The following is a 23,152-nucleotide window of genomic DNA, read 5'->3' as shown; positions in this document are numbered from 1 at the left end:
CGGAGCCGGGGGCTCAGCCCTGGACCATGGCCGGGTCCATCCACATGATCTCCCAGGTGTGGCCGTCGAGGTCGTCGAAGGCGCGGCCGTACATGACGCCGTGGTCCTGGGCGGGGCGGGGCTCGGTGGCGCCGGCCGCGAGGGCCCCGTCCACCAGTTCGTCGACCGCGGTGCGGCTCTCGGCGCTCAGACAGAGCAGCACCTCGGAGGTCGTGGTCGCGTCCGCGATCTCCTTGTGGGTGAAGTCCTTGTAGCGGGCCTCCGCGAGGAGCATGGCCACGATGGTGTCGCTGATGACCATCGAGGCGCAGTTCTCGTCGGTGAACTGGGCGTTGAAGGAGTAGCCCAGCTTGCTCCAGAACGCCTTGCTGGCGTCCAGGTCCTTGACCGGCAGGTTGACGAAGATCATCTGGGGCTGGGACATCTCGGTCTCTCTTCTCTCGCGTGTGCTGCTCGCTGCTGTCGAGGGTTGAGACCGCGGAGCCTCGGAGAACTCATCGCTCCCCGCGAAGTTTTTTCAAGATTTCCGCCCGGCTCCGCGAAACCCCAGGTCAGGCGGCGCCCCCCGAAGTGAACTCGCAGCGGTCGCCCGTGCGTCATGCGGAGTTGAGGTCACGTCAACTCGGCGCTTCTAGGTTCCTCCACGCGTGAGATCCCGCGTCCGACCGGACGCGGGGCCCTCCCTCCCCCCAGGAGTGACCGTGGAACGTCGTAACTTCCTGCGCGGCGCCGTCATCGGCTCGACGGCCGCCGCCTTCGGCGGCACGTTGATGCACGGGGCCGCCTACGCGGCGCCCGCCCAGCCCGGCCCCGGGCCGTACGGAGCCCTCGGCGCGGCCGACGCGAACGGCATCATGCTCCCCAGCGGCTTCACCAGCCGCGTGATCGCCCGTTCGAGCCAGACCGTCAGCGGAACCTCGTACACCTGGCACAGCGCCCCCGACGGCGGCGCCTGCTTCGCGGACGGCTCGGGCTGGATCTACGTGTCGAACTCGGAGATCAACCCCTCCGGCGGCGCGAGCGCCGTGAAGTTCAACTCCTCCGGCACCATCACCGGCGCGTACCGGATCCTCTCCAACACCCGGCAGAACTGCGCCGGCGGCAAGACCCCGTGGAACACCTGGCTGTCCTGCGAGGAGGTCAGCCTCGGCTACGTCTACGAGACCGACCCGTACGGCGTGAACGCGGCCGTCCAGCGCCCGGCCATGGGCAAGTTCAAGCACGAGGCCGCGGCCGCCGACCCGGTGCGCCAGGTGATCTACCTGACCGAGGACGAGACGAACGGCTGCTTCTACCGGTTCATCCCCACCACCTGGGGCAACCTCTCCTCCGGCACCCTCCAGGTCATGGTCGCCGGAAGCGGCACCTCCGGCTCCTTCACCTGGCAGAACATCCCGGACCCGGACGGCTCCCCGACCACCACCCGCACCCAGGTGTCCGGCGCCAAGCACTTCAACGGCGGCGAGGGCTGCCACTACGCGAGCGACACCGTCTGGTTCACCACCAAGGGCGACAACCGCGTCTGGCAGCTCAACCTCGCCAACAGCACGTACGAGCTGGCCTACGACGACTCGCTGGTGCCCGGCGGCGCGGCCCCGCTGACGGGTGTCGACAACGTCACCGGGTCCTCGTACGGCGACCTCTACATCGCCGAGGACGGCGGCAACATGGAGATCTGCCTGATCACCCCGGACGACGTGGTCGCCCCCTTCCTGCGGATCACCGGCCAGTCCTCCTCGGAGATCACCGGCCCGGCCTTCTCGCCCGCGGGCAACCGGCTCTACTTCTCCAGCCAGCGCGGTACGAGCGGCAGCTCCTCCGGCGGCATCACCTACGAGGTCACGGGCCCGTTCCGCACGTGAGCCCCGCCGGCGTTTGAGGCGCGGGGGCTCGGGGGCAGCGCCCCCGCGACGGCGCCGCACGGCACCACCGGCCGCGCCCCGACGGGTTCACCCCCGCCGGTGCGCGGCCGTCGTCACGAAGCCACGGCCCCACCCTTCAGCAGCGCAGCTCCCAGCGGGGTCACGGTGTGCAGCACCGCGTTCCCGTGCCGCAGCGTCGTCACCAGCCCCGCCTCCCGCATCACGCAGGCGTGCTGGCTCGCCGAGGCCAGCGAGACCCCGGCCCGGCGCGCCAGCTCGCTGGTGGTCGCGCCGTCCCCTATGGCCCGCAGGACGACCGAGCGGGTGTGCCCGACCAGCTTGCCCAGGGTGCGGTGGCGCTGCTCCTCCACGGGCCGGGTGCACTCGCCCCCGCCGGGCGCCGATGCCAGCTGGGCGGCGGCCGGGTAGACCAGCACCGGCGGCAGCTCCGGGTCGTGCAGGGTCACCGCGGTGCGCCGGCAGAAGAAGGACGGCTGGAGCAGCAGCCCGCGCCCGCGCAGCCGTACGTCCCGGTCCACCGGGTAGTCGCACTCCAGCACCGGGGCCCGCCAGCGCAGCATGGGCGGCAGCGAGGCCAGCAGCTCGTCCGCGCCCCCGTCCAGCAGGGCCCGGCCGCGGGCGGCCCGCTCCGCCTCGATCTGGGCCTGTATGTGCGTCCAGTACGGCTCCACGGCCGCCCGGTGGTACGCGCGCAGCTCGCCCAGCATCCTGGGCAGGTGGGCGGTGGTGCCGTCCATGAACTCCCGCAGCCGTGGCTGCAGGGGCGCGCCCGAACCCCCGCCCAGCAGTGCGAGCTCGCGCCGCATCCGCTCGGGGTGGATCCCGCGTATCGCGTCGAGGCCCACGTCCCACCCGTACTGCCCCTCGACGGGGGTCAGGAAATCTGGGAAATAACCCCTTCCCGGTATAAGCATACCGAGCGTACGTGTTTCACCATTCAACCTGCTCCGGGTTTCCGTCCGCCATTCACCGAACAACCGGGCATCGCGCCGGTCTCTTAAGCGATGAAAGCTGAGAATCGTTTCCCACAACGCATCGGGACGCCCTGCCATCCGTACGCGTGCCAGGTCCACTCCAGTGAAATGGATACGCAGCACCGAACCCCCACCTGTGCAACCGCAATCCCCCCGCCCCATGAGTATGCATGCCGTCACACGTGGTCACCACGCCCTTTCGGCCACAGTTGAAACCCCTTTCGGCAGGAGCGTGACAACCGAAATCCTGTACTCCGCCGGGCACACTCCGATGCGACCGAAACGCTCCGTGAAGGCCGTGGGGGGCTTTGCGGGGCCTGGCGGTCGGTCGCACCGGGAAGCGCCGACGTGCCCGGCAGAATGACAGCGGCGGTGGACGGGTGGGGATCCGTCCACCGCCTGCTGGCGTAAAGATTTGCTGAACAACAAAATAGTGCGCGCCCGCCCCCGGGCAGTCAGGGAACCCGGGGACAGGCGCGGTCTATGGGGCCCTTCGCAGGGCCGGGGATCAGCGGCTGTCGCTGCCCTTCGCCTCGGCGGCCGCGCGACCGGCCTCCAGGCGCGCCACCGGGATCCGGAAGGGCGAGCAGGAGACGTAGTCGAGGCCGACCTCGTGGAAGAAGTGGACCGACTCGGGGTCGCCGCCGTGCTCGCCGCAGACGCCGAGCTTGAGGTCGGGGCGGGTGGCCCGGCCGGCCTGGACCGCGCTGCGGACCAGCGCGCCGACGCCGTCCTTGTCGATGGTCTCGAACGGCGAGACCCCGAAGATGCCCTTCTCCAGGTACGCGGTGAAGAAGCTGGCCTCGACGTCGTCGCGGGAGAAGCCCCACACCGTCTGGGTCAGGTCGTTCGTGCCGAAGGAGAAGAACTGCGCGGCCTCGGCGATCTGCCCGGCCGTCAGGGCGGCGCGAGGCAGCTCGATCATGGTGCCGATGGTCAGCTTGAGGCTGGTGCCGGTGGCGGCCTCGACCTCGGCGATGACCTGGTCCGCCTCCTCGCGGACGATCTCCAGCTCCTGGACGGTGCCCACGAGCGGGACCATGATCTCGGCGCGCGGGTCGCCCTTGGCGTTCTTGCGCTCGGCCGCGGCCTCGGCGATCGCCCGGACCTGCATCTTGAACAGGCCGGGGATGACCAGGCCGAGGCGGACACCGCGCAGACCCAGCATCGGGTTCTGCTCGTGCAGCTTGTGCACGGCCTGGAGCAGGCGCAGGTCGTTCTCGTTGGCGTCCTGGCGGGACTCGGCGAGGGCGACGCGCACCGACAGCTCGGTGATGTCAGGCAGGAACTCGTGCAGCGGCGGGTCGAGCAGGCGGACGGTGACGGGCAGGCCGTCCATCGCCTCGAAGAGCTCGACGAAGTCCTTCTTCTGGAGCGGCAGGAGGGCACTCAGTGCCTCCTCGCGCTCGCCGTCGGTGTCCGCGAGGATCAGTCGCTCCACGAGTTCACGGCGCTCACCGAGGAACATGTGCTCCGTGCGGCACAGGCCGATGCCCTGGGCGCCGAAGCGGCGGGCGCGCAGCGCGTCCTCGGCGTTGTCGGCGTTGGCGCGCACCCGCAGGCGGCGGACGCGGTCCGCGTAGGCCATGATCCGGTGCACGGCGGCGACGAGCTCGTCGGCGTCGTCGGCGCCGGCGTGCATGCGGCCCTCGAAGTATTCGACGACCGGGGACGGTACGACGGGTACCTCACCGAGGTACACCTTGCCGGTGGAGCCGTCGATGGAGACGACGTCGCCCTCTTCGATGACCGTCTCGCCGACCGTCATCCGGCGGCGCTTGGTGTCGACGTCGAGCTCCTCGGCGCCGCAGACACAGGTCTTGCCCATGCCGCGGGCGACGACGGCCGCGTGCGAGGTCTTGCCGCCGCGCGAGGTCAGGATGCCCTCGGAGGCGATCATGCCGTCCAGGTCGTCCGGGTTGGTCTCGCGGCGGATCAGGATGACCTTCTCGCCGGAGCGGGACCACTTGACGGCCGTGTACGAGTCGAAGACGGCCTTGCCGACGGCCGCGCCCGGGGAGGCGGCGATGCCGCGGCCGAGCAGGGTGGTCTTCGCGTCCTCGTCGAAGCGCGGGAACATCAGCTGCGCGAGCTGGTGGCCGGTGACGCGCTGGAGGGCCTCGGCCTCGTCGATCAGGCCCTGGTCCACGAGCTGGGTGGCGATGCGGAAGGCGGCGCCGGCGGTGCGCTTGCCGACACGGGTCTGGAGCATCCACAGCTGGCCGCGCTCGATCGTGAACTCGATGTCGCAGAGATCCTTGTAGTGGGTCTCCAGCGTCGTCATGATCGTGATGAGCTGGTCGTACGAGGCCTTGTCGATGGTCTCCAGGTCCGCGAGCGGCACGGTGTTGCGGATGCCCGCGACCACGTCCTCGCCCTGGGCGTTCTGGAGGTAGTCGCCGTAGACGCCCGCGTGACCGCTGGCGGGGTCGCGGGTGAAGGCGACGCCGGTGCCGGAGTCGGGGCCGAGGTTGCCGAAGACCATGGAGCAGATGTTGACGGCGGTGCCCAGGTCGCCGGGGATGCGCTCCTGGCGGCGGTAGAGCTTGGCGCGGTCGGTGTTCCACGAGTTGAAGACGGCCTCGACGGCGAGGTCCAGCTGCTCGCGGGCGTCCTGCGGGAACTCGCGGCCGGCTTCCTTCGCCACGATCTTCTTGAAGACCTTGACCAGCTTCTTCAGGTCGGCGGCGTCGAGGTCGGTGTCGACGGTGACCTTCTTGGCGGCCTTGGCCTCGTCGAGGGCTTCCTCGAAGAGCTCGCCCTCGATGCCGAGGACGGTCTTGCCGAACATCTGGACGAGGCGGCGGTACGAGTCCCACGCGAAGCGCTCGTTGCCGGCCTGGGCGGCGAGGCCGGCCACGGACTCGTCGGAGAGGCCGATGTTGAGGACGGTGTCCATCATGCCGGGCATCGAGAACTTGGCGCCGGAGCGTACGGAGACCAGCAGCGGGTCGTCCGACTGTCCGAGCTTCTTGCCCATCTTCGCCTCGAGGGCCGCAAGGTGGGCGCTGACCTCTTCGCGGAGCGCGGCCGGGGCCGTGCCGCTCTCGAGGTAGACCTTGCAGGCCTCGGTGGTGATGGTGAAGCCGGGAGGGACCGGCAGACCCAGGTTGGTCATCTCGGCGAGGTTGGCTCCCTTGCCGCCGAGAAGGTCCTTGAGGTCGCGGTTGCCCTCGGTGAAGTCGTAGACGAACTTCTGATCTTTGTTTTCCGACACGGGTCTCGACTCCTCGAGGCTCGGTGGCTGCCCTGACGGCCAGGAACATACCCAGATCGAAGGCTTCTGGGTACGTCCACTTGGTCGTCATACGGCTGTAACCACCCGTGCGCCAGCAGATCGAAAGTAACTCATGGGTAATCAGAAAGTACGAAGAGCCTTCAGGTCCCGAAGGGGGAGGGGGCTCCTGAGGCTCAAACACGCTCGGATGAGCGATCATCGATCCATTTGTGTTCAAGTATTGAACGCACAAAGGGTGGCACCCAGTGCCACCCTTTGAAAGTCTTACCCGTGACTTATGTGCTCATCTGAGCGAAACCCCTCCCATGCGTGGCGTATATCACGCACCACGGAGGGCGATTTGTCAGCCTCCGGAGGTGTCCAGTTCGGCGTCCTCGCTCACGCCCGCGCAGTCGTACGGGTCCTTCAGCCAGCCGTCCGGCAGGACAACTCGGTTGTTTCCGGACGTCCGGCCGCGCGGACCGTCCGCGCTCTCGGGCCACGCCTGGTCCAGGTCCAGCTCGCTCAGATGAGCGTCCAGCTCGGCCAGGGAAGAGGTGACCGCGAGCTTCTTGCGCATCTCCGACCCGACCGCGAAGCCCTTGAGGTACCAAGCCACGTGCTTACGGAAGTCGATCACCCCGCGCGCCTCGTCGCCGATCCACTCCCCCAGCAGCTGGGCGTGGCGGTGCATGGTCCCCGCGACCTCCCGCAGCGTCGGCTTGTGGAAGTCCTCCGGACGCCCCTCGAAGGCCGCCACCAGGTCGTTGAACAGCCAGGGCCGCCCCAGGCAGCCACGGCCCACGACCACGCCGTCGCAGCCGGTCTCGCGGACCATGCGCAGCGCGTCCTCGGCGCACCAGATGTCGCCGTTGCCGAGCACCGGGATCTCCGGCACGTGCTCCTTGAGCCGCGCGATGGCGTCCCAGTCGGCGGTGCCCCCGTAGTGCTGGGCGGTGGTGCGCCCGTGCAGGGCTATCGCGGTGACCCCCTCCTCGACGGCGATCCGGCCGGCGTCGAGGTAGGTGAGGTGGTCGTCGTTGATGCCCTTGCGCATCTTCATGGTCACCGGCAGGTCGCCGGCGCCCGCGACGGCCTCGCGCAGGATCGCCCGCAGCAGGTTGCGCTTGTACGGGAGGGCCGAGCCGCCGCCCTTGCGGGTCACCTTGGGGACCGGGCAGCCGAAGTTCAGGTCGATGTGGTCGGCGCGGTCCTCTTCGACGATCATGCGGACCGCCTTGCCGACCGTCGTCGGGTCGACCCCGTACAGCTGAATCGAGCGGGGCTTCTCGGTCTCGTCGAAGTGGATCAGCTGCATGGTCTTCTCGTTGCGCTCGACCAGGGCGCGGGTCGTGATCATCTCGCTCACGAACAGCCCCTTGCCGCCCGAGAACTCCCGGCAGAGGGTACGGAACGGGGCATTGGTGATGCCGGCCATCGGCGCGAGCACCACCGGGGGCTGCACGGTGTGCGGGCCGATCGCGAGAGGCGGAGGGAGCGTGGTCATCCGCCCATTGTCCCGCATGCCGAGGGGGTGGGGCAGACGTAGCATCGGCGGCATGATCGAGCCGAGTCACCGGCAGCGCACGCTCGTCCTGTCGATCTGCTGCATGAGCCTGCTGATCGTCAGCCTCGACAACACCATCCTCAACGTCGCGCTGCCCTCGATGCGCCGTGAGCTCGACGCCGACGTCGCCGGGCTGCAATGGAGCATCGACGCGTACACCCTGGTCGTGGCCTCGCTGCTGATGCTCGCAGGCTCCACGGCCGACCGGATCGGCCGCCGCAAGGTGTTCGTCGCCGGCCTGGTGGCCTTCACCGCCGGCTCCCTGCTGTGCTCGCTGGCTCCCAGCCTCGGCTGGCTCATCGTCTTCCGGATGGTCCAGGCGGTCGGCGGCGCGATGCTCAACCCGGTGGCGATGTCGATCATCACCAACACCTTCACCGACCCCGCCGAGCGGGCCCGGGCCATCGGCATCTGGGGTGCGGTCGCGGGCCTCTCGATGGCCGCGGGCCCCCTGATCGGCGGACTGCTGGTCGACTCCGTGGGCTGGCGCTCCATCTTCTGGGTCAACCTGCCGATCGGCCTGGTCGCACTCGCGCTGACCCTGCGCCACATCCCCGAGTCCCGCGCCGCGCGGCCGCGCCGCCCGGACCCGGTGGGCCAGCTGCTGGTCATCGCGCTGCTCGGCAGTCTGACGTACGGGATCATCGAGGGACCGGCCGCCGGCTGGCGCTCGCCGCTGATCATGGGGTGCGCCTTGGTGGCCGTCTGCTCGTTCGTGGGGCTGCTGGTCTACGAGCCCAGGCGCGAGGAGCCGCTGATCGATCTGCGGTTCTTCCGGAGCGCGCCGTTCAGCGGCTCGACCGTGATCGCGATCAGCGCGTTCGCCGGACTGGCCGGGTTCCTTTTCCTGAACACGCTCTACCTCCAGGACGTACGGGGGCTCAGCGCCCTGCACGCCGGGCTCTACATGCTGCCGATGGCGGCGCTGACCTTCCTCTTCGCGCCGGTGGCGGGGCGGCTGGTGGGCAGCCGGGGACCCCGGATCTGCCTGCTGATCGCGGGCGTCGCCATGTCGGCGAGCGGGCTGCTGTTCGCCCTGTTCCAGGCCGAGACGTCCACCCCGCTCCTGTTCACCGGGTACGTCCTCTTCGGGCTCGGCTTCGGCATGGTCAACGCGCCGATCACCAATACGGCCGTCTCCGGGATGCCGCGCTCCCAGGCGGGGGTCGCGGCCGCCATCGCCTCCACCAGCCGGCAGACCGGCGGCACCCTGGGCGTCGCGGTCATCGGCTCGGTGCTGGCGGCCGGGCTGGCGGGCGACTCGGACTTCTCCACGGCGGCCCAGCCGGCCTGGTGGATCATCTCGGTCTGCGGGCTGCTGGTCCTGGTGGTGGGCGCGGCGACGAGCGGCGCCTGGGCGCGCGCGACGGCGGACCGTACGGCCCGCACCCTGGAGGAGCAGGTCGGTCCGGCCGCGACGGCGGGCGTCCCGCGGGGGTGACGTTCGGCCGGTGGGCTGTGCCGTACGGCCACTGCGGCTACTCGTCGCAGGTGAAGTCCTCGGCCGAGGTGTTGACCCGGTCGAGGAGGCCGCGCAGGAGATCGCGCTCCTGAGCCGACAGCGCGGCGAAGATGCCGTCCTCGAGCTCATCGAGGGCGGCGTTCGTCTTGTGGAGGGCCGCTTCCCCGGCTTCGGTGATGGCCACGTTGTGCCGGCGGCGGTCGGCCTGGTCCCGGCGGCGCTCGGCCAGGCCGTCGCCCTCCAGGTCGTTCAGGATCCCGACGAGCACGCTCGGGTCCACCTCCAGCCGCTCGGCGAGGCCCCGCTGGCTGATCGGGCCGTCCGCCAGGTGCATCAGCGTCATCGCGTGCCGCGGGGTGAGCCCGGCTGCGCTGAGCGCCCTCTTCATCCGGGTCTGGGTGACCGAGCCGTGCCAGGCCAGCAGCAGGCCCAGCCGCTGCGGGGGGTGCGATCCGTCCTGATCTGCCGTCATGGTCCACATCGTAGCAACCGGGAAATGATTGCTTTCGGCATATCGTTGATGCTATTCAATGGTTCTACGTCATCGACTGTTGGAGACTCTCATGTTCCTCGCGTACGCCGTCGTCAGCGGCCTGCTCGCCCTCGTCCTCACCGCCTCCGCCACCCTCACGCTGCAGCGCAACGACCAGGTCGTCGCCGGCATGCAGAAGGCGCAGGTCCCGGACTCCTGGCTGCCGCGCCTGGCCACCCTCAAGGCCGCGGGAGCGTTCGGCCTGGTCGCGGGCCTGTGGGTCACGCCGCTCGGCGTGGCCGCCGCCCTCGGCGTGACCCTCTACTTCATCGGCGCGGTCGCAGCCCACCTCCACGCCAAGAACTACGAGCTCGCGCCGGCGGCGGTCCTCGCCCTGGTCGCGGCCGCTGCCCTGGCTCTGCGCATCCTGTCCTGACACTGACGAGTGACAGATATTGAAATCTGTCACTCGTCATGCCATTCTCGTTTCATGACGACGAACGAGAGCACCACGGCGACCACTGCGACCACCACTGCGACTGCGACCACCAAGGCCACCGGGACCATCACCGGCAGCCGCACCCTGGGCAGCACCGGCCCCGCCGTCTTCCCGCTGGGGCTGGGCTGCATGGGGATGTCCGCCCTCTACGGGACGGCCGACCGCGCCGAGTCCCTCGCGACCATCCACGCCTATCTGGAAGCGGCCCCCGAGGGGACGAGCACGCTGCTCGACACGGGCGACTTCTACGGCATGGGCCACAACGAACTGCTGATCAACGAAGCCCTGCGCACCGCGCCCGCCGCGGCCCGCGAGCGGGCTCTGACCAGCGTCAAGTTCGGCGCCCTGCGCACGGTCGAGGGCGGTTTCACCGGCTACGACGGGCGGCCCGAGGCCGTCAGGAACTTCCTGGCCTACTCGCTGCAGCGGCTCGGCCGGGACCACATCGACATCTACCGGATCGCCCGCGTGGACCCGGCCGTGCCGATCGAGGAGACCGTCGGCGCCATCGCCGAGGCGGTCGAGGCCGGGCACGTGCGGCACATCGGCCTCTCCGAGGTCGGCGCCGACACCCTGCGCCGGGCCGCCGCCGTGGCCCCGATCGCCGACCTCCAGATCGAGTATTCGCTGATCTCCCGCGGCATCGAGGACGAGATCCTGCCGACCGCGCGCGAGCTCGGCATAGGCATCACGGCGTACGGGGTGCTCTCCCGCGGGCTGATCAGCGGCCACTTCACCCGGGACCGCGCGCTGGGCCCGGGCGACTTCCGCGGCATGAGCCCCCGCTTCCAGGGCGACAACCTCCACCGGAACCTCGATCTGGTCGAGGCCCTGCGCAAGGTCGCCGAGGGCAAGGGCGTGAGCGTCGCCCAGACCGCCATCGCCTGGGTGCTCTCCCGCGGCGAGGACATCGTGCCGCTGGTCGGCGCCCGGAGCCGGGACCGGCTGGCCGAGGCACTGGGTGCCATGGAGATATCCCTCAGCGCCGCCGACCTGGCCGCCATCGAGGCCGCCGTGCCGGCGGGAGCCGCGGCCGGCGAGCGGTACCCGCAGGCGCAGATGGCCCACCTCGACAGCGAGCGCTGAGCCGGGCGGTACGGTCATACCCATGTCCCCCGCCGCGGCCGAGCCCCTGACACCCGAGCGCATCCTCGAAACGACCGAGGAGGTGCTGCGCCGCTTCGGCCCGACCAAGGCGACGGTGGTGGACGTGGCCCGCGCTCTGGGGGTCAGCCACGGCAGCGTCTACCGGCACTTCCCGTCGAAGGCAGCGCTGCGCGAGGCCGTCACGGACCGCTGGCTCGCCAGGAGCGTCGCCAAGCTGGAGGAGATCACCTCGGCTCCCGCCGAGAGCGCGCCCTCCAAGCTGGAGGCGTGGCTGGAGGCGCTCTTCGAGGCCAAGCGCCACAAGGCGGGTGACGATCCCGAGCTGTTCGCGACGTACACGGTGCTGCTGACCGAGAACAGCGGCGTGGTCGACACGCATCTGAACGAGCTGATCAACCAGCTGGCCCGGATCATCGCCGAGGGCGTCGCGGCGGGCACGCTCGCCGCCGACGACGTGCCGGCGGCCGCCCGTGCTGTCTTCTACGCCACCGGCCGCTTCCACGACCCGCAGTACGCGGCCGACTGGCTCTCGCCCACGATCCTCGCCGAGTTCGAGGCGGTCAGCGCTCTGGTCATCCGGGGCCTGCGCGCCTGACGCGGGGCGGTCCCGGCCTGTCCGGAACCTTTCGGTCCGGACAGCTTGATGATCATTTTGGGCGCGTTCGCCTTGTACATGCCACCGCAATGTCCTTACGGTCCCCCTACCGCACTCATCAGGCACGTTCCAGGGGGAACCTTGTCCGCCCAAGAAGCACGACCCGCACCTCCCGCCCGCTCCGGGGCCGCGGCCGCCGTCGGCTGGATCCTGACCATCGGCCTCAATGTCGTGGCGCCGATCATCACGTACAACACGCTCGTCGACGACCACGGCTGGAGCGAGTTCTCGGCCCTGCTCCTCAGCAGCGCCTGGCCGGTGCTCGACAGCGCCATCAGCCTGGCCTGGCGGCGCAAGCTGGACGAGTTCGCCATCGTCACCCTGGTGTTCCTGGGTGTCACGGCCGTCGTCTCGCTCGTCGGCGACCACTCAGCCCGGGCACTGCTGATCAAGGACTCCGCCGTGACGGGGCTGTTCGGCCTGCTCTGCCTTGGCACGCTGGCCGCGGCGCGCCCGCTGATGTTCTACTTCGGCCGCAAGTTCGCCACCGACGGCACCCCGGAGAGCACCGCCTGGTGGAACGGCCTGTGGCAGTACGAGGGCTTCCGGACCACCATGCGCACCATGACCCTGGTCTGGGGCGTGGCCTACGTTGCCGAGGCCGCGGTCCGGATCGCCCTCGCGTACGCACTGGACACGAAGACGATGGTGACCCTCAGCCCGATCATGATCTACGGGGTGCTGGGCGCCCTGGCCCTGTGGACCGCGCTCTACGGAAAGCGGTCCCGGGCGGCCGGCGAGCGCCGCGCGGCCGAAGCCGCCCAGGCGGCCCAGGCGGCCCAGGCGGCCCAGGCGGCCACGGCCTGACCACGACGGGACGCAAAAGACCGGTGGCCCGGTGCGCACACTGCGCACCGGGCCACCGGTCGTTCAGGCCGAGCCGGACCAACAGGCCCTAGCAGCCGAGCAGACGGCTGCCCAGGTAGGTCTGGATCTGGTCCAGGGAGACGCGCTCCTGCTTCATGGTGTCGCGCTCGCGCACGGTCACCGCGTTGTCGTCCAGGGTGTCGAAGTCGACGGTGACGCAGAACGGCGTACCGATCTCGTCCTGGCGGCGGTAACGGCGGCCGATGGCGCCCGCGTCGTCGAACTCGATGTTCCAGTTCTTGCGCAGGTCGGCGGCGAGGCCCTTGGCCTTCGGCGACAGCTGCGGGTTGCGGGACAGCGGCAGGACGGCGACCTTGATGGGGGCCAGGCGCGGGTCGAGGCGCATCACGGTGCGCTTCTCCATGACGCCCTTGGCGTTCGGGGCCTCGTCCTCGATGTACGCGTCGAGCATGAAGGCGAGCATGGCGCGGTTGACACCGGCCGCCGGCTCGATGACGTACGGGGTGTAGCGCTCACCGGCCTCCTGGTCGAAGTAGGTGAGGTCCTGACCGGAGGCGGCGGAGTGGGCCTTGAGGTCGAAGTCGGTGCGGTTGGCCACGCCTTCGAGCTCGGAGAACTCATTGCCACCGAAGTTGAAGCGGTACTCGATGTCGGCGGTGCGCTTCGAGTAGTGGGACAGTTTCTCCTTCGGGTGCTCGTACCAGCGGATGTTCTCCTCGCGGATGCCGAGGTCGCGGTACCAGTTCCACCGCTCGGCCATCCAGTACTCCTGCCACTGCTCGTCCTCGCCCGGCTTGACGAAGAACTCCATCTCCATCTGCTCGAACTCGCGCGTGCGGAAGATGAAGTTGCCCGGAGTGATCTCGTTCCGGAAGGACTTGCCCATCTGCGCGATGCCGAACGGGGGCTTCTTGCGCGAGGTGGTCTGCACCATGGCGAAGTTGGTGAAGATGCCCTGGGCGGTCTCGGGGCGCAGGTACGCCTTGGAGGCGGTGTCCTGGCTCGGGCCGAGGTGGGTCTCCAGCATGCCGGAGAACTGCTTGGGCTCGGTGAACTGGCCCTTCACACCGCAGTGCGGACAGTTGATGTCGGCGAGGCCGTTCTCGGGCAGACGGCCGTGCTTGGCCTCGTAAGCCTCTTCAAGGTGGTCCGCGCGGTGCCGCTTGTGGCAGGCGGTGCACTCCGTCAGCGGGTCCGAGAAGGTGGCGACGTGACCGGAGGCCACCCAGACCTCGGGAGCCAGGATCACGGACGAGTCGAGACCGACGATGTCCTCACGCCCGGTGACCATCGCCTTCCACCACTGGCGCTTGATGTTCTCCTTGAGCTCGACACCCAGCGGGCCGTAGTCCCAGGCAGCCCTGGAACCGCCGTAGATGTCACTGCACGGGAAAACGAAGCCACGGCGCTTGCTCAGGCTGACGATGGTGTCGATCTTGTCGGCGGCCACGGTGCTCTCTTCATTACGAGGACGAACGGCGAAGCCTTTAGGTTACCGGCGCCCGCACCCCCCCTTTCAAATCGGTTCCCCTTCCACGGCTGCGGCCACGGCCCCCTCGCCTGGGCTTTTGACAATCGTTTCCATTTTTGATGAAAATGGATGTCATGAACGTACGACGCCTCATACCCACCGCCGCCCTCGCCGGAGCCGTCGCCCTCGGCGCCACGGCCCTCACCGCCTGCTCCGGGACCAGCGCCACGGGCAGTACGGACGGCAAGCTCGACGTGATGGCGTCGTTCTACCCCATGCAGTTCCTCGCCGAGCAGATCGGCAAGGACCACGTGAAGGTCGACACCCTGACCAAGCCGGGTGTCGAACCGCACGACCTGGAGATCACGCCGAAGCAGACCGCGAAGCTCGGCGAAGCCGACGTGGTCCTCTATCTCAAGACCCTCCAGCCCGCCGTCGACAAGGCCGTCGCCCAGTCCGGCGTGAAGAACGTCGTGGACGCCGCGACCCTCACCAAGCTCGAAGTCCACGGCGCCGAGCCGGGTCACGGCGAGGAGGGCCACGCGCACCAGGACGGCGACGAGCACGCCGAGGAGGCGCACGGCCACAGCCACGGCGAGGCCGGCGAGGACCCGCACGTCTGGCTCGACCCCACCAAGTACGCGGAGATCGCCAAGGGCGTCGGCGCGGCGCTGGAGAAGGCCGACCCCGGCCACGCGGCGGACTACAAGAAGAACACCGACGAGCTGGTCGCCAAGCTGAACGGACTCGACGGCGAGTTCAAGGACGGCCTGAAGAACGCGGCCTCCAGGACCTTCATCACCACCCACTCCGCCTTCGGCTACCTCGCCGAGCGCTACGGCCTGGACCAGGAGAGCATCTCCGGCGTCGACCCCGAGTCCGAGCCGAGCCCGGCCCGGATGAAGGAGCTCCAGGAGGTCGCGAAGAAGGAGAACGTCTCCACCGTATTCTTCGAGACCCTGGCCAGCGACAAGACGGCCAAGGTCCTCGCGGCGGACACCGGCATGAAGACCGACGTCCTCGACCCGCTCGAGGGAATCACCGGCAAGTCCCAGGGCGCTGACTACTTCGAGGTCATGCGGTCCAACCTGGAGAACCTCCAGAAGGCACTCGGTAGCAAGTAATGGCAGTAGCAGCAACGGAGGCGCGAGCCATGCAGTCAACGCCCCGCCCGGCGGACGGCCAGTCCGTCATATCCCTGCGCGGGGCCACGGCCTCGCTCGGCTCGCGCCCCGTGCTGCGCGGGATCGACCTCACCGTCCGCCGCGGTGAGGTCGTCGCCCTGCTCGGCGCCAACGGCTCCGGCAAGTCCACGGCCGTCCGTGCCGTGGTCGGCCAGGTCCCGCTGACCGGCGGCGAGCTGTCCCTCTTCGGAACGGACTTCAAGCGCTTCCGGGACTGGTCCCGCATCGGGTACGTCCCGCAGCGCACCACCGCCGCCAGCGGTGTGCCCGCCACCGTCCGCGAGGTCGTCTCCTCCGGCCGGCTGGCCCGCTCCCGCTTCGGCCTCCTGCGCAAGGCCGACAGGGCCGCCGTCGAACGCGCCCTGGCCCTCGTCGACATGGACACGTACGCCGACGCCTCGGTCAACGCCCTCTCGGGCGGCCAGCACCAGCGTGTCCTCATAGCCCGGGCCCTCGCCGTCGAGCCCGAGCTGCTGATCATGGACGAGCCGATGGCAGGCGTGGACCTCACCAACCAGGAGGTCCTCGCGAACGCCCTGCGCGAGCAGGTCGCCGCCGGCTCCACGGTCCTCCTCGTCCTGCACGAACTGGGCCCGCTGGAGCCCCTGATCGACCGGGCCGTCGTCCTGCGCGACGGCTGCGTCGTGCACGACGGACCGCCTCCGGAGGCCGTGGGCCAGCACGCCCTGCCCGGCCACGACCACGTACACCCCCACGCGGCGCACGACGCCGAGCCCCTGCGGACGGGACTGCTGAGCTGATGGACCTCCTGGCCTCCCCCTTCATGGTGCGCGCGCTGATCGCCGCCGCACTGGTGGGCATCACCGCGCCCGCGATCGGCACGTACCTCGTCCAGCGCCGCCAGGCGGTCATGGGTGACGGCCTCGGCCATGTCGCCATGACCGGTGTCGCGCTCGGCTTCGTGATGAACACCAGCCCCGTGTGGATGGCCACGCTGGTGGCCGTCGTCGGCGCCGTCGCCATGGAGCTGATCCGCTCCCGCGGCAAGACCAGCGGCGATGTCGCGCTCGCCATGCTGTTCTACGGCGGCCTGGCCGGCGGCGTGATGATCATGCACGTGGGCGGCGGTTCCCCGACCAAGCTCCTCAGTGCCATGTTCGGCTCGATCACCGCCGTCGCCCCCGAGGACGTCACCGCGATGGCGATCCTCTCCGCCTTCGTCCTCGCCGTCACCATCGGCCTGCGCCGGCAGCTCTTCGCCGTCTGCCAGGACGAGGAGTTCGCCCGGGTCACCGGCCTGCCGGTACGCGCACTGAACCTGCTGATCGCCATCACCGCCGCCGTCACCGTCACCGTCGCGATGCGTATCGTCGGCCTGCTGCTGGTCAGCGCCATGATGGTGATCCCCGTCGCGACCGCCCAGCGGCTCACCCGCGGCTTCGCCGCCACCCTGGGCCTGGCCGTCGCGATCAGCCTCACCGTCGCCTTGACCGGCACGGCCACCACGTACTACGTCGACGCACCCTCGGGCGCCATGATCGTGCTGCTCTCCATCGCCGTCTTCGTCGGGATGACCGCCCTGTCGGCGCCGCTGGCCAGGCGCCGGGCCAAAGCGGCCCGCGCCGCCGCCGAAGAGGTCTGCACGAGCGACGACGTGAAGGTATAGGACCGCCTTTGGGATCAGGCCCCGGGAGGGCGTCCCCCGGCCATGATCCGCGGGACGCCTCCTAGGAGGGTCGGCCGCCTGGCACAATGGGCCGGAGGCCTATACGAGGAGGAACCGGTGGCGACTGCGCCTGGCGAGATGAATACCGCGCCAGTACGAGGACGATCCACCCGGCAGCGGGCCGCAGTGGCCGCTGCCCTGGACGAGGTGGACGAGTTCCGCAGCGCCCAGGAACTCCACGACATGCTCAAGCACCGCGGCGATTCCGTGGGCCTGACCACCGTGTACCGCACCCTCCAGTCGCTCGCGGACGCCGGCGAGGTCGACGTCCTGCGCACCAGCGACGGCGAGTCCGTCTACCGCCGCTGCTCCACCGGGGAGCACCACCACCACCTTGTCTGCCGCAAGTGCGGCAAGGCGGTCGAGGTGGAGGGCCCGGCGGTGGAGAAGTGGGCGGAGTCCATCGCGGCCGAGCACGGCTACGTGAACGTGGCCCACACGGTGGAGATCTTCGGCACCTGCGCGGACTGCGCGGCGGCCGCGGCCTAGGCCCTGTCCGGGCGATCTTCGCGGGCCCGCGCTGCCTGGCACGGCACCTCGCCCGCTAGAGCCGCTTCAGGTTCCGGTCCAGGATCGCCCGGACCCGTTCGACGTCGGCCGGGTCCTGGGCGCCCCGCTTCGGGAGCCAGCCCAGGCCTCCACTGCCGTAGACGAGGACGAACAGGTTCCGGGTCTCGGCCCAGCCGGTGTACCGGGCCCATGCGTACGCGGCCGCCGTCCCGTCGCGCCGGCGGCTCCGCAACTCCCGCTCGGTGACCACGCACCGGTACTCGGGGTGCTTCGAGGCCCAGCGGTACATCCGGCGCGCCCGCCGCCACAGGTCCAGGCCGAGGCAGACGGCGCCCAGGACCGCCCCCACCCCGGCGGCGAAGGCCAGGCCCGCCGGGTCGGTCCCCCGGCCGTGCTGGACCACGATCAGCGTGAGCGGCACCAGGGGGACCATCACCAGCCACAGCATCAGCTGCTTGCGCCCCCCGGGCGCCCTGAAGGCGCGCCAGCGCAGCACTTCCCGTACGTCGCGGCGGGCCGCGGCGCAGTGCAGCTCCACCGCCTGGTCGGCCATGTCCATGACGGCGAGCCTAGGGGGTGTCTTGCCGGTCAGGCCGGATCAGGGAGCGGCGTCTGACGCGTGCGCTCGCAAGGCGGAGGAAGGAGTCGACGCGGAGCGTCGGCGAGTGACGACAACGCGGCGAGCGTGCGTGGCAGACGCCGCGAGCCCGGCCTGACCGGCAAGACACCCCCTAGCGGCAGGCTCAGCCGGCCGAGCCGGGGCCCTCCGGCTGGTTCGGGACGGCTCCGCCGAAGCGGCGGTCGCGCTGGGCGTACTCCAGGCACGCCGCCCAGAGGTTGCGGCGGTCGAAATCCGGCCACAGCACGTCCTGGAAGACCATCTCCGCGTACGCGCTCTGCCAGAGCAGGTAGTTGGAGGTGCGCTGCTCACCGCTGGGACGCAGGAAGAGGTCCACGTCCGGCATGTCCGGGTAGTACATGTACTTCGCGAAGGTCTTCTCGTTCACCTTCGACGGGTCGAGCTTGCCGGCCGCCACATCGCGGGCGATGGCCTGCGCCGCGTCCGCGATCTCCGCGCGGCCGCCGTAGTTGACGCAGAAGTACAGGGTCATCGCGTCGTTGTCGACGGTCTGTTCCTGCGCGACCTGGAGCTCCTGGACGACCGACTTCCACATCTTCGGCATGCGGCCGACCCAGCGGATGCGGATGCCCAGCTCGTTCATCTCGTCGCGGCGGCGCCGGATGACGTCGCGGTTGAAGTTCATCAGGAAGCGCACCTCGTCGGGCGAGCGCTTCCAGTTCTCCGTCGAGAAGGCGTACAGGGAGAGGTTCTTGACGCCCATCTCCAGGCAGCCCTTGAGCACGTCGAGCACGACGCCCTCGCCCACCTTGTGGCCCTCGGTGCGCGGCAGGCCGCGCTCCTTGGCCCAGCGGCCGTTGCCGTCCATGACGACCGCGACGTGGTTCGGGACCAGCTCGCCGGGGATCTTCGGCGGGCGCTCACCGGACGGGTGCGGCTCGGGAACCTTGTACTCGCGGCGAGAGCGTCCCAGAATTCCGCGTCGTGCCATGTGCCCAGCTCCTATTTCTCGACGTATCGCAGGGAGCGTAGCCCGCGCTCCAGATGCCAGTGCAAATAGGCGGAGACCAGCCCGCTGCCCTCCCGCACGTGACGTGCCTCGCACGCGTCGGCGTACCCCCAGTCGCCCGTCAGCAGGGCGCTGAGCAGGGCGATGGCCTCCGACGAGGGTACGACGCTGCCGGGCACCCGGCAGTCACCGCATATCACCCCGCCCGCGGCGACGGAGAAGTGCCGGTTGGGGCCGTGGATCCCGCATTTCGCGCAGTCCTCGAAGCTGGGCGCGTAGCCGTTGACGGCGAGGGAGCGCAGCAGGAAGGCGTCGAGGATGAGGTGGGGTTCGTGTTCGCCGCGCGAGAGCGTGCGCAGGGCGCCGACGAGCAGCAGGTACTGCTGGACCGCGGGCTCGCCCTCGTTCTCGGTGAACCGCTCGGCGGTCTCCAGCATGGCGGTGCCGGCGGTGTAGCGGGCGTAGTCGGTGACGATGCCGTTGCCGTACGGGGCGATGATCTCGGTCTGCGTGCAGAGCGGGAGGCTGCGGCCGATCAGCTCGCTGCCGCGGGCGAAGAACTGCACGTCGGCGTGGGAGAAAGGTTCCAGCCGGGCGCCGAACTTGGACTTCGTACGCCGGACCCCGCGGGCGACGGCCCGGACCCGGCCGTGGCCCCGGGTCAGCAGCGTGATGATGCGGTCCGCCTCACCCAGCTTCTGGGTGCGCAGCACGATGCCGTCGTCGCGGAACAGACTCATGCGCCCATTGTCCCGCACGGGGGCGGGGCAATGGGCGGTGCGGTCAGATGGCGGTGCAGATGCCGGTCTTCGTGCCGAGGCCGCTCAGGACGTCGTCGAAGTTGTGCTCGAACGCGTCGTAGACGGCCTTGTTGTCGATCTTCAGGACGGTCTCGTCGTAGCCGCGCAGCGAGGGGTACGTGTAGTTCTGGCTACCGGTGAAGACGAGGTTGCGGTCCGCGCGACCCTCGTACGAGCCCTCGATGAGCAGGTACTTGGAGTGCAGGCCGAGGCCCTTGGTCGCGTCCGCCGGCGACACCTTGTTGCAGGAGGCGAGCCCACTGAGGCCACCGGTGCGCAGCTTGTCGAGGACGGTGGTGCCGGTGTTGCCGGGCTCGTCGTTGAGGAAGACGTAGACCTGGCAGCCGGCCTTGCGCAGCTCGACGAGCCGGTCGGCGATCTGGGTGCGGGTGAAGGCGAACATGCCGACGCGGATCTTGGTGGTGCCGGCGGTGCAGGTGACGGGCTTCAGGAAGTCCAGGACCGGGTCGGTGGCCGGGTCGCTGCCGGGCGTGGTGCCCGGGCTCTCCTGGCGCGGGGAGAAGTAGGCGGTGTACTCACCGGCCACGCGGGGATTCTCGCCGTAGTTGATCGGCTTGCCGAGTGCGTCGTACAGGGTGCCGAGCGCGTCGGAGGATCCCGCCAGCAGGTCCTTGAAGTACTTCGCGTACTCCGCGTAGAGCGGCTGGCTCGGCAGGGTGACCGCGTTGTTGTAGTACTGCTCGCGCTGCGTCGCGGTGAGGTTCGCGGAGGTCTGCAGGACCAGGTTCGAGACGGTGCCGACCTTCTCGAACAGGAAGAACTTGTTGTGGTTGATGGTCTCCTTGCCGATGACCTCCTTGGGGCGCGCTCCGATGCAGCCGCGCTTGCGGGGGCAGACGTAGACGAAGGAGTCCTTCGAGCGGTCCACACCGAGCTCGGCGGCCAGCTTCTTGAACTCGCTGGTGGAGGAGGACGGGGTCAGGTTGACCGGGTCCAGCCAGTCCTTGGTCGGGTCCGGCAGGGCGTAGCTGTCGAGGATCAGCCGGACCTTGACACCCCGCTTGTGCGCGGCGACGAAGGCGTCGCCCGCCTCGTTGTCGTTGAACTGCCAGACGGAGCCGGTGATCGACGTGCCGGGCTCGGCGTGGTCGATCAGGTCGATGAGGTGGTTCTTGATCTCGTCCGGCGCGGTCAGGGGCTGGTTGAAGGTGGCGGTGGCCACCGTGGGAGCCGTGAAGCCCGGGTTCCGCACGACGTAGTCGGCCGACTGGGCACCGCTCGCGGTGAGGAGCGAGGCCGCCGCCGCGAGGGCGGTGGCCGCGGCTATGCGGCCGAGGGCGCGCATGCGCATGGGACAAGTCCGTTCGTCCGTGGAGACAGGGCAGGCTTGTGGGGGGAAAGCGTGGGGAGATGTGGATCTTACTCAGCCCACGGCGCCCGCACGCGCCCAGCCTCTCCGTACGGTGAACGGCAGCGACCCCGGCCGGGCTGGAGCCCGGCCGGGGACACCCCTTGGGAGGTTCAGGCAGTCGGCGTCGAGGCGGTTTCGCCCTCGCCCGACTGGGCCGGGATGACTGCCGGGGAGCCCTTGGGCTCGGGCGCGGACTGCGTCTCGGTCTCGGTCTCGGGCGTGGCCACGGCCTTGGCGTCGACGGTACCGACGGCCTTGACCTCGACGGCTTCGACCTCGACGGCTTCGACGGCGCCGTGGGCGTCGTCCTTGGCCGGGCCGTTGAAGATCAGGTTGAGGACGATGGCGGCCGTGGCACCGAGGGTGACACCGCTGTTGAGGAGCGAGGACAGGTCCGGGTCCATGTGCTTGGTGAAGAAGACCGGGACGGTCGCGGGGAGCAGGGCGAAGGCGAGGGAGACGCCGACGATCAGCGCGTTCTTCTCCTCCTTGAGGTCGACCTTGGCCAGGGTCTGGATACCGGCCAGGGCGACCATGGCGAACATGACGGTCGCGGCGCCGCCGAGGACTCCGTGCGGGACGGCCGCGACGATCGCGGCGGCCTTCGGCAGGAGACCCAGGACGATCATGAAGACGCCCGCGGCGACGACCACGAACCGGCTCTTCACCTTCGTCATCCGCACCAGGCCGACGTTCTCGGCGAAGGCGACGTACGGGAAGGAGTTGAGGACACCGCCGAGTGCGGTGGCGGCGCCGTCGGCACGCAGGGCGCGGGCCACGGTCTCGCTGTCGACGTCCTTGCCGACGATGTCGCCGACGGCGTAGGTGTCACCGGTCGTCTCGACCATGGTGATCAGCATGACGATGAGCATCAGGACGATGGGGAACCACTCGAACTTCGGGACGCCGAAGTGGAAGGGGGTGGTGACGCCGACCCAGTCGGACTTGCTCACATCGCCGAACTTCGCGTCCCCGAGGAGGAAGGCGACGGTGGTGCCGACGACCAGGCCCAGGAGGATGGAGATGCTGGAGAGGAACGGCCGGCCGATCTTCATCAGGACGAGGATGAAGAGCATCGTGCCGCCGGCGTAGGCGAAGTTCTTCGGGTCGCCGAAGTCGGGGCTGCCGAGGCCGCCCGCCGCGTCGTTGAGGCCGACCGGGATCAGGACGATGCCCAGAACGGTGATGACGGTGCCGGTGACGACGGGCGGGAACAGCCGCATGACCATCCGGAACGCCTTGGCGGGCAGCCAGGCGAAGGCGAAGGTGGCGATGCCGGCGGTGATGACCGCGCCGTATATGACGAGCAGGGCGGCGGTCCCACCCCCCGCGCCGAGGCCGATGGCGATCATCGGGGACACGGCCGTGAAGGTCACGCCCTGGATCAGCGGCAGCCGCGCACCGATCCGGCCGATGCCGAAGGCCTGGATGATCGAGGCGATACCGCAGGTGAAGAGGTCCGCGTTGATCAGGTAGACGAGCTGTTCAGGGCTCAGCTTCAGCGCGTTGCCGACGATGATCGGGACGATCACCGCGCCGGCGTAGAAGGCGAGTACGTGCTGGAAGCCGTACAGCGCGAGCTTGGGGAGGGGGAGCACCTCGTCGACCGGGTGCGTGCTCCGCTCTCCATCGGTGGAAAGCCGGGCGGCGACACGTGCCATCTCTGCCTTGCCCTTCAAAGAGGTAGGTAACCGAGAGGAGATCTGGTTATCCCTGGCCGGAGTGGGTCGCTAACCCGTTGATCCGCCAGGGTTGTCAGTGTGTTCACGCTCATGTGGATCGAAGCCGCGCTGTGTGAACGGCGCCGTCTTGTCGTGTGACCGGAATTGAACGCCTGTGGGGGGCCTCACAGATATCGTCGACTTCTACAAATTG

Annotated in this window: 21 protein-coding genes; 10 read left to right on the top strand and 11 right to left on the bottom strand. The window is 69.6% G+C overall.

Annotated elements, in window-relative coordinates:
• Nucleotides 1-13 precede the first annotated feature (13 nt).
• A complete protein-coding gene (locus ACZ45T_RS05290; RefSeq protein WP_468437662.1) occupies nt 14-424 on the bottom strand; it encodes a VOC family protein in 411 nt (136 codons plus the stop codon).
• 277 nt (nt 425-701) lie between these two features.
• On the opposite strand from ACZ45T_RS05290, the gene ACZ45T_RS05285 reads away from it, so the two are divergent.
• Nucleotides 702-1,862, top strand: coding sequence for an alkaline phosphatase PhoX (locus tag ACZ45T_RS05285; protein WP_468437660.1), 1,161 nt, complete (start codon nt 702-704; stop codon nt 1,860-1,862).
• Nucleotides 1,863-1,975: 113 nt separating this feature from the next.
• On the opposite strand, the gene ACZ45T_RS05280 is transcribed toward ACZ45T_RS05285, so the two are convergent.
• The 3 genes from ACZ45T_RS05280 to dusB form a co-directional block, all read right to left on the bottom strand.
• On the bottom strand, nt 1,976-2,980 hold the full coding sequence (locus ACZ45T_RS05280) for an ArsR/SmtB family transcription factor (protein ID WP_468437658.1): 1,005 nt from the start codon (nt 2,978-2,980) through the stop codon (nt 1,976-1,978).
• 385 nt (nt 2,981-3,365) lie between these two features.
• Nucleotides 3,366-6,074 (bottom strand): pyruvate, phosphate dikinase, encoded by a 2,709-nt coding sequence (gene ppdK / locus ACZ45T_RS05275; protein ID WP_468437656.1) that lies wholly within the window; start codon nt 6,072-6,074, stop codon nt 3,366-3,368.
• A gap of 364 nt (nt 6,075-6,438) precedes the next feature.
• Nucleotides 6,439-7,599, bottom strand: a complete 1,161-nt coding sequence (dusB, locus tag ACZ45T_RS05270) for a tRNA dihydrouridine synthase DusB (protein WP_468438019.1) — start codon at nt 7,597-7,599, stop codon at nt 6,439-6,441.
• Nucleotides 7,600-7,633: 34 nt separating this feature from the next.
• On the opposite strand from dusB, the gene ACZ45T_RS05265 reads away from it, so the two are divergent.
• On the top strand, nt 7,634-9,082 hold the full coding sequence (locus tag ACZ45T_RS05265) for an MFS transporter (RefSeq protein WP_468437654.1): 1,449 nt from the start codon (nt 7,634-7,636) through the stop codon (nt 9,080-9,082).
• A gap of 37 nt (nt 9,083-9,119) precedes the next feature.
• On the opposite strand, the gene ACZ45T_RS05260 is transcribed toward ACZ45T_RS05265, so the two are convergent.
• Nucleotides 9,120-9,575: a MarR family winged helix-turn-helix transcriptional regulator gene (locus ACZ45T_RS05260; protein WP_468437652.1), complete on the bottom strand. Its 456-nt coding sequence runs from the start codon at nt 9,573-9,575 to the stop codon at nt 9,120-9,122.
• A gap of 91 nt (nt 9,576-9,666) precedes the next feature.
• Between ACZ45T_RS05260 and ACZ45T_RS05255 the strand changes: the two genes are divergently transcribed.
• The 4 genes from ACZ45T_RS05255 to ACZ45T_RS05240 all read left to right on the top strand — a co-directional run bounded on the left by ACZ45T_RS05255 (nt 9,667) and on the right by ACZ45T_RS05240 (nt 12,643).
• The gene (locus tag ACZ45T_RS05255; protein WP_468437650.1) at nt 9,667-10,011 is read left to right on the top strand and encodes a DoxX family protein; all 345 of its coding nucleotides are present in this window, start codon (nt 9,667-9,669) and stop codon (nt 10,009-10,011) included.
• Between the two features lie 54 nt (nt 10,012-10,065).
• A complete protein-coding gene (locus ACZ45T_RS05250; protein ID WP_468437648.1) occupies nt 10,066-11,160 on the top strand; it encodes an aldo/keto reductase in 1,095 nt (364 codons plus the stop codon).
• 22 nt (nt 11,161-11,182) lie between these two features.
• Nucleotides 11,183-11,776: a TetR/AcrR family transcriptional regulator gene (locus ACZ45T_RS05245; RefSeq protein ID WP_468437646.1), complete on the top strand. Its 594-nt coding sequence runs from the start codon at nt 11,183-11,185 to the stop codon at nt 11,774-11,776.
• 141 nt (nt 11,777-11,917) lie between these two features.
• Entirely contained in the window at nt 11,918-12,643 is a 726-nt protein-coding gene (locus tag ACZ45T_RS05240; RefSeq protein WP_468437644.1) for a VC0807 family protein, read from the top strand.
• Between the two features lie 88 nt (nt 12,644-12,731).
• Here the strand turns inward: ACZ45T_RS05240 and ACZ45T_RS05235 are convergent, their stop codons facing one another.
• On the bottom strand, nt 12,732-14,114 hold the full coding sequence (locus ACZ45T_RS05235; protein ID WP_468437642.1) for a glycine--tRNA ligase: 1,383 nt from the start codon (nt 14,112-14,114) through the stop codon (nt 12,732-12,734).
• Nucleotides 14,115-14,269: 155 nt separating this feature from the next.
• Here ACZ45T_RS05235 and ACZ45T_RS05230 point away from each other — a divergent pair, with 155 nt between their 5' ends.
• The 4 genes from ACZ45T_RS05230 to ACZ45T_RS05215 all read left to right on the top strand — a co-directional run bounded on the left by ACZ45T_RS05230 (nt 14,270) and on the right by ACZ45T_RS05215 (nt 17,495).
• Nucleotides 14,270-15,259 (top strand): metal ABC transporter substrate-binding protein, encoded by a 990-nt coding sequence (locus ACZ45T_RS05230; protein ID WP_468437640.1) that lies wholly within the window; start codon nt 14,270-14,272, stop codon nt 15,257-15,259.
• Between the two features lie 29 nt (nt 15,260-15,288).
• A complete protein-coding gene (locus ACZ45T_RS05225; protein WP_468437638.1) occupies nt 15,289-16,080 on the top strand; it encodes a metal ABC transporter ATP-binding protein in 792 nt (263 codons plus the stop codon).
• Nucleotides 16,080-16,946 (top strand): metal ABC transporter permease, encoded by an 867-nt coding sequence (locus ACZ45T_RS05220; RefSeq protein WP_468437636.1) that lies wholly within the window; start codon nt 16,080-16,082, stop codon nt 16,944-16,946. The genes ACZ45T_RS05225 and ACZ45T_RS05220 overlap by 1 nt, the downstream gene beginning before the upstream one ends.
• A gap of 117 nt (nt 16,947-17,063) precedes the next feature.
• Nucleotides 17,064-17,495 carry a Fur family transcriptional regulator gene (locus ACZ45T_RS05215; protein WP_468437634.1) on the top strand — a complete coding sequence of 144 codons (432 nt, stop codon included), beginning with the start codon at nt 17,064-17,066 and terminating at the stop codon, nt 17,493-17,495.
• A gap of 55 nt (nt 17,496-17,550) precedes the next feature.
• On the opposite strand, the gene ACZ45T_RS05210 is transcribed toward ACZ45T_RS05215, so the two are convergent.
• The 5 genes from ACZ45T_RS05210 to ACZ45T_RS05190 form a co-directional block, all read right to left on the bottom strand.
• Complete coding sequence (locus ACZ45T_RS05210) at nt 17,551-18,075, bottom strand: YcxB family protein (RefSeq protein WP_468437632.1); 525 nt, start codon at nt 18,073-18,075, stop codon at nt 17,551-17,553.
• 184 nt (nt 18,076-18,259) lie between these two features.
• Entirely contained in the window at nt 18,260-19,087 is an 828-nt protein-coding gene (locus ACZ45T_RS05205; RefSeq protein WP_468138528.1) for an isoprenyl transferase, read from the bottom strand.
• Nucleotides 19,088-19,098: 11 nt separating this feature from the next.
• A complete protein-coding gene (recO, locus tag ACZ45T_RS05200; protein ID WP_468437629.1) occupies nt 19,099-19,845 on the bottom strand; it encodes a DNA repair protein RecO in 747 nt (248 codons plus the stop codon).
• A 43-nt stretch (nt 19,846-19,888) separates the two neighbouring features.
• Nucleotides 19,889-21,217, bottom strand: a complete 1,329-nt coding sequence (locus ACZ45T_RS05195; RefSeq protein ID WP_468437627.1) for a phospholipase D-like domain-containing protein — start codon at nt 21,215-21,217, stop codon at nt 19,889-19,891.
• 170 nt (nt 21,218-21,387) lie between these two features.
• Nucleotides 21,388-22,938 (bottom strand): nucleobase:cation symporter-2 family protein, encoded by a 1,551-nt coding sequence (locus ACZ45T_RS05190; protein WP_468437625.1) that lies wholly within the window; start codon nt 22,936-22,938, stop codon nt 21,388-21,390.
• Between the last annotated feature and the right edge of the window lie 214 nt (nt 22,939-23,152).

Source organism: Streptomyces sp. NPDC030995 (assembly GCF_055571215.1).
This window is presented reverse-complemented; position numbering and strand designations above follow the sequence as displayed.

Excerpts from the sequence above, each read along its gene's own strand:
- ACZ45T_RS05290 (WP_468437662.1), bottom strand. The coding sequence starts at position 424 with ATGTCCCAGCCCCAGATGATCTTCGTCAACCTGCCGGTCAAGGACCTG.
- dusB (WP_468438019.1), bottom strand. The coding sequence starts at position 7,599 with ATGCGGGACAATGGGCGGATGACCACGCTCCCTCCGCCTCTCGCGATC.
- ACZ45T_RS05265 (WP_468437654.1), top strand. The coding sequence starts at position 7,634 with ATGATCGAGCCGAGTCACCGGCAGCGCACGCTCGTCCTGTCGATCTGC.
- ACZ45T_RS05260 (WP_468437652.1), bottom strand. The coding sequence starts at position 9,575 with ATGACGGCAGATCAGGACGGATCGCACCCCCCGCAGCGGCTGGGCCTG.
- ACZ45T_RS05255 (WP_468437650.1), top strand. The coding sequence starts at position 9,667 with ATGTTCCTCGCGTACGCCGTCGTCAGCGGCCTGCTCGCCCTCGTCCTC.
- ACZ45T_RS05250 (WP_468437648.1), top strand. The coding sequence starts at position 10,066 with ATGACGACGAACGAGAGCACCACGGCGACCACTGCGACCACCACTGCG.
- ACZ45T_RS05245 (WP_468437646.1), top strand. The coding sequence starts at position 11,183 with ATGTCCCCCGCCGCGGCCGAGCCCCTGACACCCGAGCGCATCCTCGAA.
- ACZ45T_RS05230 (WP_468437640.1), top strand. The coding sequence starts at position 14,270 with ATGAACGTACGACGCCTCATACCCACCGCCGCCCTCGCCGGAGCCGTC.
- ACZ45T_RS05225 (WP_468437638.1), top strand. The coding sequence starts at position 15,289 with ATGCAGTCAACGCCCCGCCCGGCGGACGGCCAGTCCGTCATATCCCTG.
- ACZ45T_RS05220 (WP_468437636.1), top strand. The coding sequence starts at position 16,080 with ATGGACCTCCTGGCCTCCCCCTTCATGGTGCGCGCGCTGATCGCCGCC.
- ACZ45T_RS05210 (WP_468437632.1), bottom strand. The coding sequence starts at position 18,075 with ATGGACATGGCCGACCAGGCGGTGGAGCTGCACTGCGCCGCGGCCCGC.
- ACZ45T_RS05205 (WP_468138528.1), bottom strand. The coding sequence starts at position 19,087 with ATGGCACGACGCGGAATTCTGGGACGCTCTCGCCGCGAGTACAAGGTT.
- recO (WP_468437629.1), bottom strand. The coding sequence starts at position 19,845 with ATGAGTCTGTTCCGCGACGACGGCATCGTGCTGCGCACCCAGAAGCTG.
- ACZ45T_RS05195 (WP_468437627.1), bottom strand. The coding sequence starts at position 21,217 with ATGCGCATGCGCGCCCTCGGCCGCATAGCCGCGGCCACCGCCCTCGCG.
- ACZ45T_RS05190 (WP_468437625.1), bottom strand. The coding sequence starts at position 22,938 with ATGGCACGTGTCGCCGCCCGGCTTTCCACCGATGGAGAGCGGAGCACG.